Source organism: Candidatus Bodocaedibacter vickermanii (assembly GCF_014896945.1).
Lineage (GTDB): Bacteria > Pseudomonadota > Alphaproteobacteria > UBA6184 > UBA6184 > Bodonicaedibacter > Bodonicaedibacter vickermanii.
The window spans coordinates 544119-558488 of the sequence record NZ_CP054719.1 but is presented as its reverse complement, the minus strand read 5'-3'; the positions used below and the strand labels follow the sequence as shown (position 1 = coordinate 558488).

Sequence of the window (14370 nt, the reverse complement as noted above, 5' to 3'; positions counted from 1 at the left end):
CAATGATGAACTTAACGCACTATTGCTTTAATATTTGAAAGTGTATTAAATTCTTCTTTTGAAATTGGAGATTCTGTGGTTTCAAAGTCCCCATCTTTTGGATATTTTGCAGCATTGCGGGCTCTGTCTAATGTCTTGTAGGCATACTTTGAAAACACACCTGTAATAGTTAAATCGGATGTGTTAGTAACCTTATAAACAACATAAGGAAATTTTTTATCTTCGTCAGTTTCTAAAATAACTTTATCATCTGCCTGAATATTTTGGCGATAAATTTCAGCTTCTTTTAAATAATTGTCCTCTTTCATTTTGCTGAACACATGAACACTTCCAAGGATTAAAGGAAAAATAATCAATCCTATAAAGTGTTTCCATGACGGTGAACTTTTTAATGTTTTCACATCAATGGTTGTACTTGAAATATCATAATGTGTGCCACACGTTGGACACGCGAGGGCATGTTGAGCACTAAACGGAAAACAAGGAATCCAAAATAGATCAAATACTTTCTTGTAAGCAACTATGTTCAGCGTCTTGTGATGGCAATGTGAGCATCCAATATCCACTGACTTTACGATCTGAGTTTTAGTTGAGTATCCCCAAACAATCATCTTTATCTCCTTAATTTTAAATGTATATAAGGAGAGTTGATACGATAGTCAAGAAATTAGTTGGTAATATCGTCATTGTGGTTGTTCAACTGTTTGGGCTCGTAGCCTATCCCCCAGAATCCGCAGTGCAAACAGAAGTGTGAAATTAAGAGTGAAGTCCCATAAAATATGCTCTCCGTCAGCATATTTACTTCTAGAAGCTTACCGGGGAGAATTGTTGCACACGCAAACAAAAGATTTCTTTTCCAGAAATACCAGCTCCAAAACTGTGGCGGTTTTGGAGTATCAAACGTAAGGTTGAAAGAAATGTAGTTTTTCTTATACAACGAACCATAAGTAAATATCGATGTAATATATGTGGATACTACTATTGATAGAACTTCGAACCAGGGAGTATTCATATACAGATCTATAGCTTCCATAGGATAATCGAGTATAATAACAGTTCCAAAAAATATTATTAGTACAACAAGAACTAAGAGTATTAATCTCCAAAAACTGTACCAATTTACTAAAAGCGTACTTTTGATGCGATTCCAACTGTACAGATCTTGGGGGGATTTAACTGATATATCTAAAAATGAAAAATTCATGACGTGTTCTTATTTAGTTAAATCACACAAAATAATCTAGTACAGCTTTGAAATTAGCGGGTAGTTCGCGTTCAAAGATTAATTGCTCACCTGTAATAGGGTGGGTAAAACTCAGTTTATAGGATGCCAATGCTTGCCCATGCGTTGGGCTAAAGTGTTCAGACAAGAACGCTTTTTGCGCCAGTTTTAAACCTTTGGGTGGGTTGCCGTACAGTTCGTCGCCCAAGACTTGATGACCCAGATGCGCCATGTGCAACCGAATCTGATGCGTGCGTCCGGTTTCTAGTTTACATTCAACCAACGCCAATTGCGACGTCTGTTGCAGCACTGTGTAATGAGTCACAGCACTGCGTCCCTTGTTGTGAATCGCCATTTTTTGACGGTTGTGAAAACTGATACCAATAGGTGCATTGACGGTGCCTTTCATCTCTTCAAAAGGGCGCCATACTAATGCCAGGTACCTGCGATCCACCACATGATCGCGCAGCATGTCGGATAGCTTTTTATGAGCTTCCTCTGTTTTTGCGGCCATCATCAACCCTTGAGTTTGTTTATCCAAACGGTGCACAATGCCGGGTTGTTTGACACCTGAAATACCTTTTAAGGAATCTCCACAATGATGAATCAGTGCATTAACCAACGTACCCTTTGGGTTGCCGGGGGCAGGGTGAACGACCAACCCCACAGGTTTATACAGTACAATCATATGCTCATCTTCGAAGGCGATGTCCAGAGAGATATCTTCCCCTTCATACGACGTTTCAACGGTTTCAGGAATGGTAATAAAAATTTCTTCATTGCCCTGTAAAATTTGGCTAGTAAACACTTTATGGCGTTTGGGCATTTTGATGCAGCCATCACCAATTAGTGCTTTAACACGCGTTCGGGATAGATTGTATGGAGCCGGATGACCTTCAAAATGGGTGACTAAAAAAACGTCTAAACGTTGGCCTTTGGCCGCAATGGGTACAGTGATTTTCATGAGCGTACTATACGGCGAAGTGCGCGAAAGATCAAGCACTACAGAATCGCAGTTGCAAGGATTATTAACGCATGGTAAGTAGTTTACATAAGTAGGAAAGGATTGTTACAATGGAGTATGTGTATAGCTTATGGCACGAGGTTGATATTATTGAAGAGCCAGAAAAAGATGAAGAAACGCTTATTGGTTTATATTCTACGCAAGAGAAAGCCGAAGAAGCATTGAGTAGGTTTAAAAAGCTAGAACGCTTTTCAGCTTATCCAGATGGCTTTGGTGTTCATCGATGTAAAATTAATCGAGATGATTGGACTTCGGGTTACGCACCCGTTTGGTATTAAAGGATGAAACTATGAAAACCGTATTTAGATTAACCCACATCAATAAAGTAAATCAAGACATAAAGGGAATTGGTATTTATGCTTCAAAACTAGAAGCTGAAAAAGCCATTGAACGGACTTTGCCGTTGGAAGGTTTTTGCGATTGCCCGGACGGTTTTGTAATTACAGAAATCGAAATTGATAAAGATCTGATCCCTTGCCGTGACCATTAACCATCGATAGTAGTATCCTCCCTGAGAGGAAAAGTAGACTTAGTTAATTACTTCTACAGCACCATCTAGCCCCATTAATAACGTGTAGACTTCTAGTTTTGGGAACTTAGATTTTAGTTGAGACTTTACTTGCGCTAGCACGGCTTTATGGGCTTGATATTCTTTTTCACTGGTTGCAACGGCATTGGCGCCTTTCAATAGCTTATAAGCTCCGCAGCCGCGGTGATCAATCAGTACGACTCGTTTGATGTGATGAAGATCTTTCATTAACCCAATTACATCATGAATGGTGCGCTTCCAATGTGCATATTGTGGAGCGTCCATCCCAAGCGATGCACCAGGTAAAGCAACCTCGTCATAGTCGTCTAACAATCCTAAATGTACATTGCATAATGCGGCAATCTCATCTCGTAATCTGAAATCAACGCACGATACAACAAGTGTTGATGCCTCGTGTAAGTCTGCCAAATTTGTTTTGCTAGGCGTAACTTGGATGCGACCTGCTTTAATTGCTTGGTTAAATTTAGCTGAATCAATTCCAGAAACGTTTGTTAAGCCCGCCGTTACAGCAGCCATAAGTAATAACGATTTAATACGCATTGAATTCTCCTTGGGTTTATTAACTCCAAACATAGAATGACATTGCGTGGTATAAAAAAACTATACGATAAAAACCCAAAAACATAAAAAAATCATCAGATGATTATTTGCAACCTGGCAACGTGCCGTTGCATCCATTAGTTTGATTGAGTGTGTTCGGAGACGGATTATTGCCGTGGAGAGTGAAGAAGGTTTTGATTCTTTGAGTTGGATTGGGTGTGGTTTTGAGACAGGTAAAAATGAGGAACTGTTGAAAACTGTTTGGGAGGAGAGAGATTTTTGACCCAGCTTTGACCCATTTCGGGCGCAGGAGGGGTAAGGATGAAAAATGAATTTGAGATATTTTGTTGGAGAGTGTGTTTTAGTTCCTTTGTTTTGTTTGAAAGTGCTGTGTTTGTAGCTTTCAAAGTTAAGTTATATAAAATCCGTGTCCAATCACAACCGATCTAACTATCGGATGCAACGTCACGTTGCCAGCGTCACGCTGGCGTTGTTTAAAACCGAGTGAATCCCCAGTAACCCGCACGTGCAAAAAGAACCCTATTTCTTACACGAATGGGGAAAGGCGGACTTTAGTATACTATACAAAGTCGGTGTTTTACGAGTCCGTCGGCTCTAGGGGTTGTTTACAGGGCTGTGTCTACTGATCGGGTAGCCGAGCGCCTGTACTGGGGATTCGATTCGGCGTTTTGTCCTTGAGTGTTTCAACCAAAGCTTCGTCATGGATCTGGTTAGGGATCCTTTGGCTGAAAGTTTCAAAGACGTAGAACGAAAAAAGGCTACCCAGGTTTTGGGTAGCCTCTTCGCAATTCTATCTATTAGTATACACAGTGTTTCAGATGTGTCAAGAAAAAAGTGAATTCCGTCAATCTTTTGTTAACGTTTGTGCGGTATAGTAAGTTTAGAGCGCTCATACATTATTATTTTTTGCCCACCGTTTCGTGAAGAAAAGACGGATCGTTTCGTCTGTTTTTTTACGATTTAGGGAGTGGGTTTTGTCCCCCCACCCGAAGGTCACTGAGGGTGACTAGGGCGGGGGGTGGTAAAAAAATCGCGTTAACTCAATCTTAACCTTTATTAATTTCACATTAACGGATGTATTTTTCTTGTAATCCGCGTCAGAACGAATCGGATCTAATCTATGAGTCCAGCGTCACGCTGGCGGCTCAAGGGTGCTTTGCGCGCCAGAGCGGCGGTTGCCGCTATCAAATCGCGTTGCGTTTTGCTTGAGCCGCATAACGACAGAGGTTGGCATAAATGAGAGAGTTAATACAGTTGACGGGTGTGCTGTGTAATCCGTCTCCAATCATATCGGATCTAACCTAAATAGTGCAGCGTCACGCTGGTGGATGCAACGAGCTCATAGACGCGCAGCCTCTGCAGAGAGATCCGGGAGGCATGTGTTGGTTTCTTACAATCCGTGTTTGTGCGAATTGGATATAACTTATGGGTGCAGCATCATGCTGCCAACGTGCCGTTGGATCCTATAGGTGGTATCGGATGTGTGCTGACACGAATTGTAATTTTTTCCAACCATATTTATAGTTAAACTCACATAAAACAATTACGCGGCGCCCTTTGCTCCAGACTTTCTTCTCATAGATGCAACGTCACGTTGCCAGGAGCAAACCTGCGCCGAACATAGTGTGGGAAAATCGTATGGATCCAGCGTGGCGCCAGGGATGATCCCTGGACTCAATGGGTAATACGGCTTGTGAAAATTGAGATCTCCAAGGCATTGGGTTGTTTAGTGTAATCCGTGTTTGTGCACATCGGATCTAATCTAACGGATGCAGCGTCACGCTGGTGGATGCAACGAGCTCATAGACGAGCAGCCTCTGCAGAGAGATCCGGGAGGCATGTGTTGGTTTCTTATAATCCGTGTCAGACCACATCGGATCTAATCTATAGGGTGCAGCATCATGCTGCCAGCGGCACGTTGCCTAAAGGGATGATCTCCGTCTACAGAGGTTTTCCAGCTCTCACACGTTCGATGGAAGAGGCTAAGCCATTTGAGTTTAGAGTAATTAGTGCCCCACATACTGTGCCTTCACCTTCGGCGGGTTGCATGCGATCATAGGGTATACGCTTCAGGAACTTACCCAATGATCCCGATACTTGCATACCGATGACAGAGTTATAATAATCACCGCACATACCTGCATCACTTTGGAACGCTGTACCTTTTGGAAAAATACGTTCGTCTGCTGTGGGGACGTGAGTGTGCGTGCCGATAACGCCAGAGACTCTGCCATCTACATAATGGCAGAAAGCCTGCTTTTCGCTGGTGGTTTCGGCATGAAAGTCAACGAATATGGCATGTGCATTTCTACCCAAAATATAAGGTTTCAATAAGGTATCAATGCATGCGAAAGGGTCATCTAAGGTTTCCATAAACAGGCGCCCCATGATGTTGATGACAACGACTTTTTGTCCTTTTATTGTTTCAATTTCACAGATGCCACTGCCAGGTAAATGGGGTGGATAATTGTGAGGGCGCAATACACGTTTTTCTTGGCTGATATACGCCAAGATTTCTTGTTTGTCCCAAATGTGATTGCCACTGGTGACGACATGTGCACCAGCATCAAATAGTTCTGCAGCAATGGACTTGGTAATCCCAAATCCATGTGCAGCGTTTTCAGCGTTAATAATGATGCAGTCTGGGGCGTATGTTGTCTTTAAAGAGGGCAGGTGTTTTAGAACCGCATCCCGCCCAGATTTTCCGACGATATCCCCTAAAAATAATAATTTCATATGTGTCCGTATTAAGATGTTGCAAGGTTGTTCAAATCAACCCAGCCAATATTGCCATCTTGTCGGCGAAATACAACATTTATTTGATTGTTGTTAGGGTTTCTGAATAATACAACGGGTAAATCTTTCAAATCCATGTGCATAACGGCATCGCCCACGGATAGTGTTTTGATTTCGATTTGCATTTCAGCAATAATACTTGGGTGTTTTTCTTGCTCATCTTGTTCCAGGCCATCCAAAATATATTTTTGAGCCATTTCAACTTTTATATTAGCAGAATTTCCACGATGAGCAATCAATCGAGTTTTATAGCGGCTTAACCGTGTTTTCATACGGCTGACGGCCATATCAAAGCTGGTGTGCGGATCGTGATCGTTCCCTTTGACGACAGCATCAAATCCATGACATACGTGTGACGTGATTTCTGTATAGAACTGATGTCCTTTTTTCTCTACGATAATATGGGCAGATACAGGATCGCTAAAATATTTCTGCATCGCTGATTGAAGAGTTTCTTTCATATAGTGATCAAAAGATTCACCAATATCAGTATGTTTGCCTGTAATTTGTATTTTCATCATGACCTCACTCTTTAAATTAAATGGATATTATTTTTTTTATTCTACGTCGTTCAGTTGACGATGGAATAGACATGCTTTCTCTATATTTAGTAACAGTCCTGCGAGCAATGTCAACACCCAAATTGTTTAACATTTCTGCAATTTTGTCATCTGACAATGATTGAGTTTCATTTTGGATCAGATTTCGTATCTGACTGCGTATAGATTCTGCGGAATATTCTTGGAAGCTGCCCTGGATGGATTGCGTAAAAAAATATTTTAAAGGATATATGCCCTGAGGTGTTTGAATATATTTATGCGCAATGGCACGGCTTACGGTGCTTTCATGAACGCCAACATCAACTGCGATATCTTTAAGGGTCATGGGAGTTAATAACTTTGGACCATGATCTAAAAAATTATATTGTTTTTGAATTAACGATTCGCAAATTTTCAAGATGTTCTGACAGCGTTGATCCATGGCTTTTACTAACCACGTGGCGCGTTGAAATGAATCGCGAATAAAGGTTTTTTCTTCTTCTAAACTGCATGCTGTTTTTATTTCTTGAAAATAATCGCGATCGGCTAATGCCTTGGGAAGCGTATCTTGGTTTAAAGATACAACCCACCCATTGGTAGGATCTTTTGTTACAATCACATCGGGAATCTTTAGTTGCACAACTTCATCGGGTTGATTGTGTTTCAGGGGATAAGGGTTAATATTCTTAATTCGTTTTAATGCTTTATAGATAGTTTCACTAGATAACCCTGAGGCTTTTTGAATTCCGGAAAGTTTTCCTTGCAGAATATCTTGAAAATTGTCCAAAATAATGGAATAAATTTCTGTCTTATGACCTTGATCGATGAGTTGTAGTAATACTGATTCTTTCCAATCTGCAGCAAATAACCCAGCGGGTTCTAATGTTTTTAATTTTACCAGTACGGAGTGTATCAAGGAAACCGGAACGTTTAAGAGATTTGAAATTACATTAATATCTAGGGTAAAGAAGCCTCTTTCATCTAATAGACCTAACAATACAAGCGCTAACCGATGTTCTTTGGGGGTAGTAAAACTGGAGTTAATCTGAGATACAATCAACTGATTGATATCATCAGGTTGGCATAGCGTTTTTTCCCACAACGAGGTCTCTGAATCATCGTTTGATCCGCTATCACCAGTTTCCCAACTATCAGACCAAGGATTTTCAGATGCGGACGAGGCTGGAAGTTGGTTTGCGAGATCGGTTGAGTTTACAATTAGGAATGGGTTTTCTAAAGCTGCTTGTTGTACATAGTCACTTAATTCAAGGTTTGTCATATGTAAAACCTTGAGCGCTTGTTGGACGACAGTTGTTATCGACGTTGACGTCGTAAGTTTCTGTGCTATGTTTTGATTCATTTTCATATAAACTAGTTTAAGTAGAAAAGGTTTATGGTGTGTAAACAGCATCAAGAAAATGAGAAAAACATGAAAAAGATTTATATCTATATGATCGTCTGCATGGTGATCGGCGTTCTGATGGCCTTTAAGCATTCAATTAAAACGTTGTTTATAGAAAACCTGAATACTCCAACGTCTGTGGATTTAGCTTGGGTTGTTCCGGACGCCAAAATCTATGAAGCGAGAACGTTGCTGGAGTTACAGTATTTTAGTCCTAAGTTAGCAGGGGATACAATCGTATCAAAACTAACAGAGTTGAAGGCAAAGGGGCTTGGGATCCACACGGTGTTGTTGTCAGGATCGATTAAGATTGGTACAAATACGTATATTCGAGAGCTTGCAAAAACAGATTGGGGGATTGAAGAAATTAGGGTGCACAGCACGGCTGCAATTAATCTGTATGCTTTTTTGAACCTGATAAAATCAGCACATTCTTTAAAACGAGTTTTGATTTGGAATAATGGGTGGGATAACGAGTCATTAGATAAAATACGAAAGGTGATGCTTGATCCCAAAGGGCTTGTTATTAAGTAAAGTATTTGGATTAGTAGTTTAAAAAAATAGAGAGGAGATTTTTGATCCCCCCTCTATTAAATCAGAAATTATGCAAGTTCTCTGGAACCAACGATGCGATAAATACCTTTGATTGCAGACATTGGAAGTGTTTCTTCCGTACCATCCTGATAGGATTTTAACGTAAATGTATCACCGGTTGATTTTACAAATTGACGTAATGCAGACGTGTCGTCCTGTTTAATAACAAGCGCAAAACACCCGGGCATTAATGGTTTTTGAGGGTTTGCAAACACGATGTCTCCAGGATTATAGCGTGGAGTCATATCGTCGTTTACCACGTTATATGCAAAGGCATTTTGTACCGTTGTTAGTTCTGGAGGGCAGGGCAACCAGTCGGTAGGTTCGCTTAATGGCACACCGTCTAAGGTTGAGGTCTCTGAAGATGATTGAGACGTCCAGGGGTTGTTTTTAAAATAGTGCGATGTGAATACGGGAATCTTGGGTAAAGAAGCAGTGCTGTCTTGTAATTGTCCAGCGACTTTTTCTAATAATTCCATTAATTCAGATACTTTTTCAGGCTGATTCTTGCGATGAAAACTTAAGGAAGTAAACCCTAAAGATGCAATTTGTTTCTCTGGAGGTTCATCGGATAATATTTCTGTGGGGTCACACTGTAATAATTCAGAGAGTTTAAATAATAACGGTTCGGTCACTCGACGGTTGCCCGATTCAATACGAGATAGGTATGAAACGGAAATACCGACTTGTTCAGAAAGTTCTTCTAACGTTAAACCACGGATACGACGAAGTAATCTTAAATTTTTAGCTACAGACATTTTTTACCTTGTTCATTTTTTTACCAACTGCTCTAAACTGTCATATTTTTTTTCTAAGATCAAGACTCTTGTTAATAATTTGTTAATAATTATTAACTTATGTTCAAACAAGCGCGAAAGCACAGAGTGTTAAAATGATTAACCAGTGCTAAAAAGATCGCGTATCCACAGCAACATATGAGGGGTAATTATGATTCTAACGCCTAACCCACACCATCGTTCACGAAAGTCTCGAGTTGTTTTAACGTCTTTAGCAAAAAAACTAGAGCCTGAAACTTTAGAAAAGGTAGATTCGCAAAAAATAAAACCTTCAACACCAAACTTTAAAAAACCATTTATAGCCTTGAAATTTTTCTGGCAGCAAAAGTACATATCTTTAGACGATTATGTGACGGCATGTAAGTATGTTGAGCTGAGTGAGCTTGTTCAAAAAGCCATGGGATGCCCCAATGGGTTTGGGCGAAAGGTTGCATGGAATCAACCCTTTGAGACGTCTAGGGTTAGTTGGATTCAATCTGAGTTATCCTTAATTAATCAAGACTATGGTCGACATTGCAATGATGAGGAATTGTTAACGCTGTGGAAAGTATTGCAAAAAGCACTCAACAAAATGCCGTTAAGCTTTAGAACAAAGTTTAATGAGCTGTTGTTTGCAGAGTCGATTAGTAATTTTCATATGCAAGAACGGATTTATTTGAAAGCATTTCAACATGCGATTCCTGCAATAAAGGTATTCTTATTAGAATTTTGGAAACAAAAAAACCCTCGATAACGAGGGTTTTTTGTTGTATTTGATGCAGTTTAAGGGCATCAGGCTTAGATTAATCTTCTTCAGATTCATCATCAGCTGCAGGCTCTTCTTCCTCTGTTGGAGCATCTTCATCGGCAGCGGGTTCTTCTTCCTCAGCTGGTGCATCATCATCAGCTGCAGGCTCTTCTTCCTCAGCTGGTGCATCATCATCAGCAGCAGGTTCTTCTTCCTCAGCTGGTGCATCTTCATCAGCAGCAGGTTCTTCTTCCTCAGCTGGAGCGTCTTCATCAGCAGCAGCGGGCTCTTCTTCCTCAGCTGGAGCATCTTCATCAGCAGCGGGCTCTTCTTCTTCAGCTGATGCGTCGTCTTCAGCAGGAGCATCGCCACTGTCGTCAGTTGGTGCGTCATCTTCAGCAGGAGCATCAGCACTGTCGTCGGCTGGTGCATCATCTTCAGCAGGTGCATCAGCACTGTCGTCAGCTGGTGCATCATCTTCAGCTTTTTTAGGAGCTATTTTATCTTTTACTTTATGGACAACAGCTTTTGCTTTAGCCGCAACTTTAGCTTCTGCCTTTTTTACACCAGCAACTGCTTTTTTAGCACCGCCAGCAATCGCACTACCAGCTTTGCTTAAGCTGCTTTTCATTTTATCCAAAACGCCGCCCGCTGCTTTTGCTGAAGGGGTTGCAATTGGCGTTAGACCCTCGACACCGTCTTTTGTTAATTCCTTAACAAGCGCTACGTAATCTTTGAGAACTTCTTTTTGCGTAGATTTACTTTTTGCTAATGCATATTCTGCATGTAACAATGTTTGTATTAACTTATCGATGTCCTTATCGAACGTTGGTTTGTGTGCGGCCTCTTTATAGATAGGCGAAAAATGCTTTGACTGCGCAAACAGAAACTTAATTACTTTTATTAAGCTGTTGGCAGCTTTTTTAAAGTTTGCAGGTTTGCCGTCTTTGATTGCAACCTTTGCATCTTTATCAAAGGCATTCATCGCACCTTTAAGAACACCCTCTACATAGGCAGGATTCTTTTCAGTGGCACATGTTGTTAAATTTTCTAGCGTTGCATCTGCAGCCGCAGTGCTTGCTGCTGCTTTTGGGCGAGCTTGAGTTGTTGTTGTATAGATTAAAGCTCCAGTACTTAATAGGATGGCCAAGCCAATCCCAGAAAACCATTTTGTATTCATTGTTCTACCTTTCATTTGGAATCTTATTTATTTCGCGCGACCACTTTTAGGTGCGGCAGCATGTGTAGCAACGACATGAGCATCTGTTAATTGGGTTCCGGCCAATGCTAATGCATATAATTTCGCACCTGGGGCTTCACCTTTTCCTGCACGGCAGGCAACTGCGCCTCCCGCCTTGTCTTTTAATGCTTTTGCGCCGGCCGCAATCTTTGATCCAGCTGCTTTAGCACCTGAGGCAATTTTTGATCCGACCTTTTTTAAACTCGCAGTGAAGGAAGAAAAGAATCCCCCTTTTTTAGGAGCTTCTGCAGTTTTTGATCCTTTTGCGGCTTTTTTAGAAGTTTTCGCAGAGCTTTTCTTGCTAGATTTTGCTTTTTTACTAGATTTTGCAGTAGTTGGATTTGCTTCTACATCGTTAATTGATATGGTGGTATGAGCTAACATTACCATTCCAAAAATCAAAAATCCTTTAATCCATTTCATTCGTATACTCCTATTAGTTATGTTTCATTTTTATTAGAGGATTTTAATAAACAGATTATTATTTAAAATCCTCACTGTATCGTTCTGATAGTTCTGAGGTTAACCCAAGAGTGGTTAACAAACCTTAAACAAAAGCTTTTTTTAGAAAAAATGAAAATATTTTTGCGAACAAAGATATTAACGTTAGAAGAAAAAACAGGGGTGAATTTAGAACGAGAAATCACCCCTGAATAGTTATTAAGCTTGATTAGCTTAGTTAGCGTTGTCGCTATTACTAGCGTGTTGTCTTTTGTTTCTTTTGGATTTTGCCTTTTTCGCTTTCTTTGGCTTCTTGTTTTTTGCCTTTTTCCCTGATTTTGAGGTATGAGAGCCGCGCGCTTCAACATCGCTGATATTGAGGCTTACATATCCAAAAATTAACGTAAGTGCTAGTAGTATGTGTTTTATAAGATTCACTGTAAAATCTCCTTGATTGTTTTTTGTTGAATAAAATGTATACTTGCTTAAAATCAGCATCAACTCTGTTTAGTGAGTCATGGTATTAAACATTATTATCAAAAAATGGTTAACAGAACTTAAACACATACGAAATTATTCTGATAATACCGTGCGGGCGTATTCGATTGATTTAGAAAACTTTACACACTTTTTAACCCAACATATTGGGCAGAATGATGTGGATGGACTTAAACAACTTCAGCTTTCAGATGTTCGTGCGTGGTTAACATCCCGACTAAATCAGGGGATTGCACCGGTTTCAAATGCGAGGGCGTTGTCTACCTTAAAACATTTTTTTAAATACGTGATGGCGCAGTGCCAGATAGATCTTTCGCATCTATTAGAAATGCGAACCCCAAAGTCACTTAAGAAATTGCCAAGACCTATCGGTGTTAATAAAATTGATACGCTGATTAAAACCATGGAAGCCAAAACAAGTTGGACGGATTTAAGAGATGTTGCCCTTGTGATTTTGTTATATGGGGCAGGGTTGCGCATTAGCGAAGCCCTAAATCTGAATTATAAAGAATTTCCATTGTCAGAAGTTTTAGTCATTACTGGTAAGGGACAAAAACAACGAGTCGTTCCAATGCTTCCAATTATTAATACGTATATTCAAGCCTATTTGGATCAGTGCCCCATCGTGTTAACTGCAGATAGCCCTTTATTTATAGGGCAACGGGGCGGGCGTTTAAACATGGGAATGCTGCAAAAGAAAATAGCAATGCTGAGAACGCAATTACATCTTCCGGATGAAGCGACTCCCCATGCGTTGCGACACAGTTTTGCGACTCATTTATTAGATGAACATGCGGATTTGCGCGTGATCCAAGAGTTGTTAGGGCATTCTTCCCTGTCAACCACTCAGCGATACATGGATGTTAGTCTTCAAAACCTAAAAGATGTTTATACAAAATCACATCCCCGAAAATAAATAGTTTGTTAGAGTTAACCGAATATTAAATAAATCCCTCATAAACTTTTTAAGTTTAATTAAGGGAGAATGTTCATGAAGAAAGCTACTTTATTATTAACACTTATTATGGGATTCAGTCCAATTCTGGGAGCTGATTTAACAACTGACAATAACAATGGTGCAGTGGTATCGTCACTTGAGCAGCTAATTGTTAAGGCGAGATCAATAGAGTTTGATAAAGATTCGCCACGCGTTTGCGCAGCGTATAGCTTTTTTAATGGTGAAAACATTCAAAATGCACGAGATGTTCATTATGCTTTAGGATTTAATGAGGGTAAGTATTCAATAGAAACATTATACGCATTGTATTTAGCGCTTCAACAGGTTATTTTGCCGAGCGGTCGCTTTAAACCTGAAGACTTAAATGGTGGGTTTACAAAAGATAATTTTGAATTTCTAAAAAAGATTTTTTCAGAAGCTGCATGATCTGAAAGTGTGTCTAAAACGGTGCTGGCTGGGGGACTAGGATTCGAACCTAGGTTACCCGGTCCAGAGCCGGGTGTTCTACCGCTAAACTATCCCCCAATTGAATTAATGGAATGCAACCTCAATAATTTCATAAGACTTTACACCACCAGGAGTGCGCACGTCTACAGAATCTCCGGACTCTTTTCCAATTAATGCTTTTGCTAAGGGAGAAGATAAGGATATTTTCCCTTTGCTTAAATTGCTTTCATCGTCGCCCACGATTTGGTAAGCAACAGCTTCTTCGGTATCTTCATCAATTAACTTTACACTGGCGCCAAACTTTACGCTAGTTCCATTTAATAGCTTAACATCAATTACGTCGGCTCTGGCTAGTTTATCTTCTAATTCAGCAATGCGACCTTCTATAAAGCCTTGACGTTCACGAGCGGCATGATATTCAGCATTCTCTGAAAGATCGCCTAATTCGCGCGCAGAAGCAATAGCCTTAATTACTTCGTGACGGTCAACAGTTTTTAATTGTTTTAATTCATTCTGTAACTTTTCAAATCCTTCACGAGTCATGGGTAACTTTTCCATGGAGTGTTCCTCTTCA

General features: G+C 40.3%; 17 protein-coding genes and 1 tRNA gene. 6 read left to right on the top strand and 12 right to left on the bottom strand.

Annotated features, from left to right (window positions below):
* Positions 1-11 precede the first annotated feature (11 nt).
* A complete protein-coding gene (locus tag CPBP_RS02635) occupies positions 12-611 on the bottom strand; it encodes a zinc-ribbon domain-containing protein (protein ID WP_350332502.1) in 600 nt (199 codons plus the stop codon).
* 615 nt (positions 612-1226) lie between these two features.
* Positions 1227-2186 carry an RluA family pseudouridine synthase gene (locus CPBP_RS02630; protein WP_350332501.1) on the bottom strand — a complete coding sequence of 320 codons (960 nt, stop codon included), beginning with the start codon at positions 2184-2186 and terminating at the stop codon, positions 1227-1229.
* A gap of 110 nt (positions 2187-2296) precedes the next feature.
* Between CPBP_RS02630 and CPBP_RS02625 the strand changes: the two genes are divergently transcribed.
* Both CPBP_RS02625 and CPBP_RS02620 read left to right on the top strand, forming a co-directional pair.
* Positions 2297-2524: a DUF7336 domain-containing protein gene (locus tag CPBP_RS02625; protein WP_350332500.1), complete on the top strand. Its 228-nt coding sequence runs from the start codon at positions 2297-2299 to the stop codon at positions 2522-2524.
* 11 nt (positions 2525-2535) lie between these two features.
* Positions 2536-2736: a DUF7336 domain-containing protein gene (locus tag CPBP_RS02620; RefSeq protein ID WP_350332499.1), complete on the top strand. Its 201-nt coding sequence runs from the start codon at positions 2536-2538 to the stop codon at positions 2734-2736.
* A 39-nt stretch (positions 2737-2775) separates the two neighbouring features.
* Here the strand turns inward: CPBP_RS02620 and CPBP_RS02615 are convergent, their stop codons facing one another.
* From CPBP_RS02615 to rpoN, 4 genes are all read right to left on the bottom strand, one after another.
* Positions 2776-3336 (bottom strand): hypothetical protein, encoded by a 561-nt coding sequence (locus CPBP_RS02615; protein ID WP_350332498.1) that lies wholly within the window; start codon positions 3334-3336, stop codon positions 2776-2778.
* A 1962-nt stretch (positions 3337-5298) separates the two neighbouring features.
* On the bottom strand, positions 5299-6093 hold the full coding sequence (locus CPBP_RS02610; protein ID WP_350332497.1) for a TIGR00282 family metallophosphoesterase: 795 nt from the start codon (positions 6091-6093) through the stop codon (positions 5299-5301).
* 11 nt (positions 6094-6104) lie between these two features.
* Positions 6105-6674, bottom strand: a complete 570-nt coding sequence (gene hpf, locus CPBP_RS02605) for a ribosome hibernation-promoting factor, HPF/YfiA family (RefSeq protein WP_350332496.1) — start codon at positions 6672-6674, stop codon at positions 6105-6107.
* Between the two features lie 16 nt (positions 6675-6690).
* Positions 6691-8052, bottom strand: coding sequence for an RNA polymerase factor sigma-54 (rpoN, locus tag CPBP_RS02600; RefSeq protein ID WP_350332495.1), 1362 nt, complete (start codon positions 8050-8052; stop codon positions 6691-6693).
* Between the two features lie 69 nt (positions 8053-8121).
* Between rpoN and CPBP_RS02595 the strand changes: the two genes are divergently transcribed.
* The gene (locus CPBP_RS02595) at positions 8122-8628 is read left to right on the top strand and encodes a hypothetical protein (protein ID WP_350332494.1); all 507 of its coding nucleotides are present in this window, start codon (positions 8122-8124) and stop codon (positions 8626-8628) included.
* A 68-nt stretch (positions 8629-8696) separates the two neighbouring features.
* Here the strand turns inward: CPBP_RS02595 and CPBP_RS02590 are convergent, their stop codons facing one another.
* Entirely contained in the window at positions 8697-9446 is a 750-nt protein-coding gene (locus CPBP_RS02590) for an XRE family transcriptional regulator (protein ID WP_350332493.1), read from the bottom strand.
* Positions 9447-9636: 190 nt separating this feature from the next.
* On the opposite strand from CPBP_RS02590, the gene CPBP_RS02585 reads away from it, so the two are divergent.
* Positions 9637-10218 (top strand): hypothetical protein, encoded by a 582-nt coding sequence (locus tag CPBP_RS02585; protein WP_350332492.1) that lies wholly within the window; start codon positions 9637-9639, stop codon positions 10216-10218.
* 49 nt (positions 10219-10267) lie between these two features.
* Here the strand turns inward: CPBP_RS02585 and CPBP_RS02580 are convergent, their stop codons facing one another.
* The 3 genes from CPBP_RS02580 to CPBP_RS02570 form a co-directional block, all read right to left on the bottom strand.
* Positions 10268-11392, bottom strand: coding sequence for a hypothetical protein (locus tag CPBP_RS02580; protein ID WP_350332491.1), 1125 nt, complete (start codon positions 11390-11392; stop codon positions 10268-10270).
* Positions 11393-11419: 27 nt separating this feature from the next.
* Positions 11420-11875: a hypothetical protein gene (locus tag CPBP_RS02575; protein WP_350332490.1), complete on the bottom strand. Its 456-nt coding sequence runs from the start codon at positions 11873-11875 to the stop codon at positions 11420-11422.
* A gap of 252 nt (positions 11876-12127) precedes the next feature.
* On the bottom strand, positions 12128-12391 hold the full coding sequence (locus CPBP_RS02570) for a hypothetical protein (protein WP_350332489.1): 264 nt from the start codon (positions 12389-12391) through the stop codon (positions 12128-12130).
* 19 nt (positions 12392-12410) lie between these two features.
* On the opposite strand from CPBP_RS02570, the gene CPBP_RS02565 reads away from it, so the two are divergent.
* Both CPBP_RS02565 and CPBP_RS02560 read left to right on the top strand, forming a co-directional pair.
* Positions 12411-13307: a tyrosine recombinase XerC gene (locus CPBP_RS02565; RefSeq protein ID WP_350332488.1), complete on the top strand. Its 897-nt coding sequence runs from the start codon at positions 12411-12413 to the stop codon at positions 13305-13307.
* Between the two features lie 75 nt (positions 13308-13382).
* Complete coding sequence (locus tag CPBP_RS02560) at positions 13383-13775, top strand: hypothetical protein (protein ID WP_350332487.1); 393 nt, start codon at positions 13383-13385, stop codon at positions 13773-13775.
* A 25-nt stretch (positions 13776-13800) separates the two neighbouring features.
* Here CPBP_RS02560 and CPBP_RS02555 read toward each other — a convergent pair.
* Both CPBP_RS02555 and greA read right to left on the bottom strand, forming a co-directional pair.
* A tRNA-Gln gene (locus CPBP_RS02555) sits at positions 13801-13874 on the bottom strand.
* A gap of 6 nt (positions 13875-13880) precedes the next feature.
* Positions 13881-14354: a transcription elongation factor GreA gene (gene greA, locus CPBP_RS02550; protein WP_350332486.1), complete on the bottom strand. Its 474-nt coding sequence runs from the start codon at positions 14352-14354 to the stop codon at positions 13881-13883.
* Between the last annotated feature and the right edge of the window lie 16 nt (positions 14355-14370).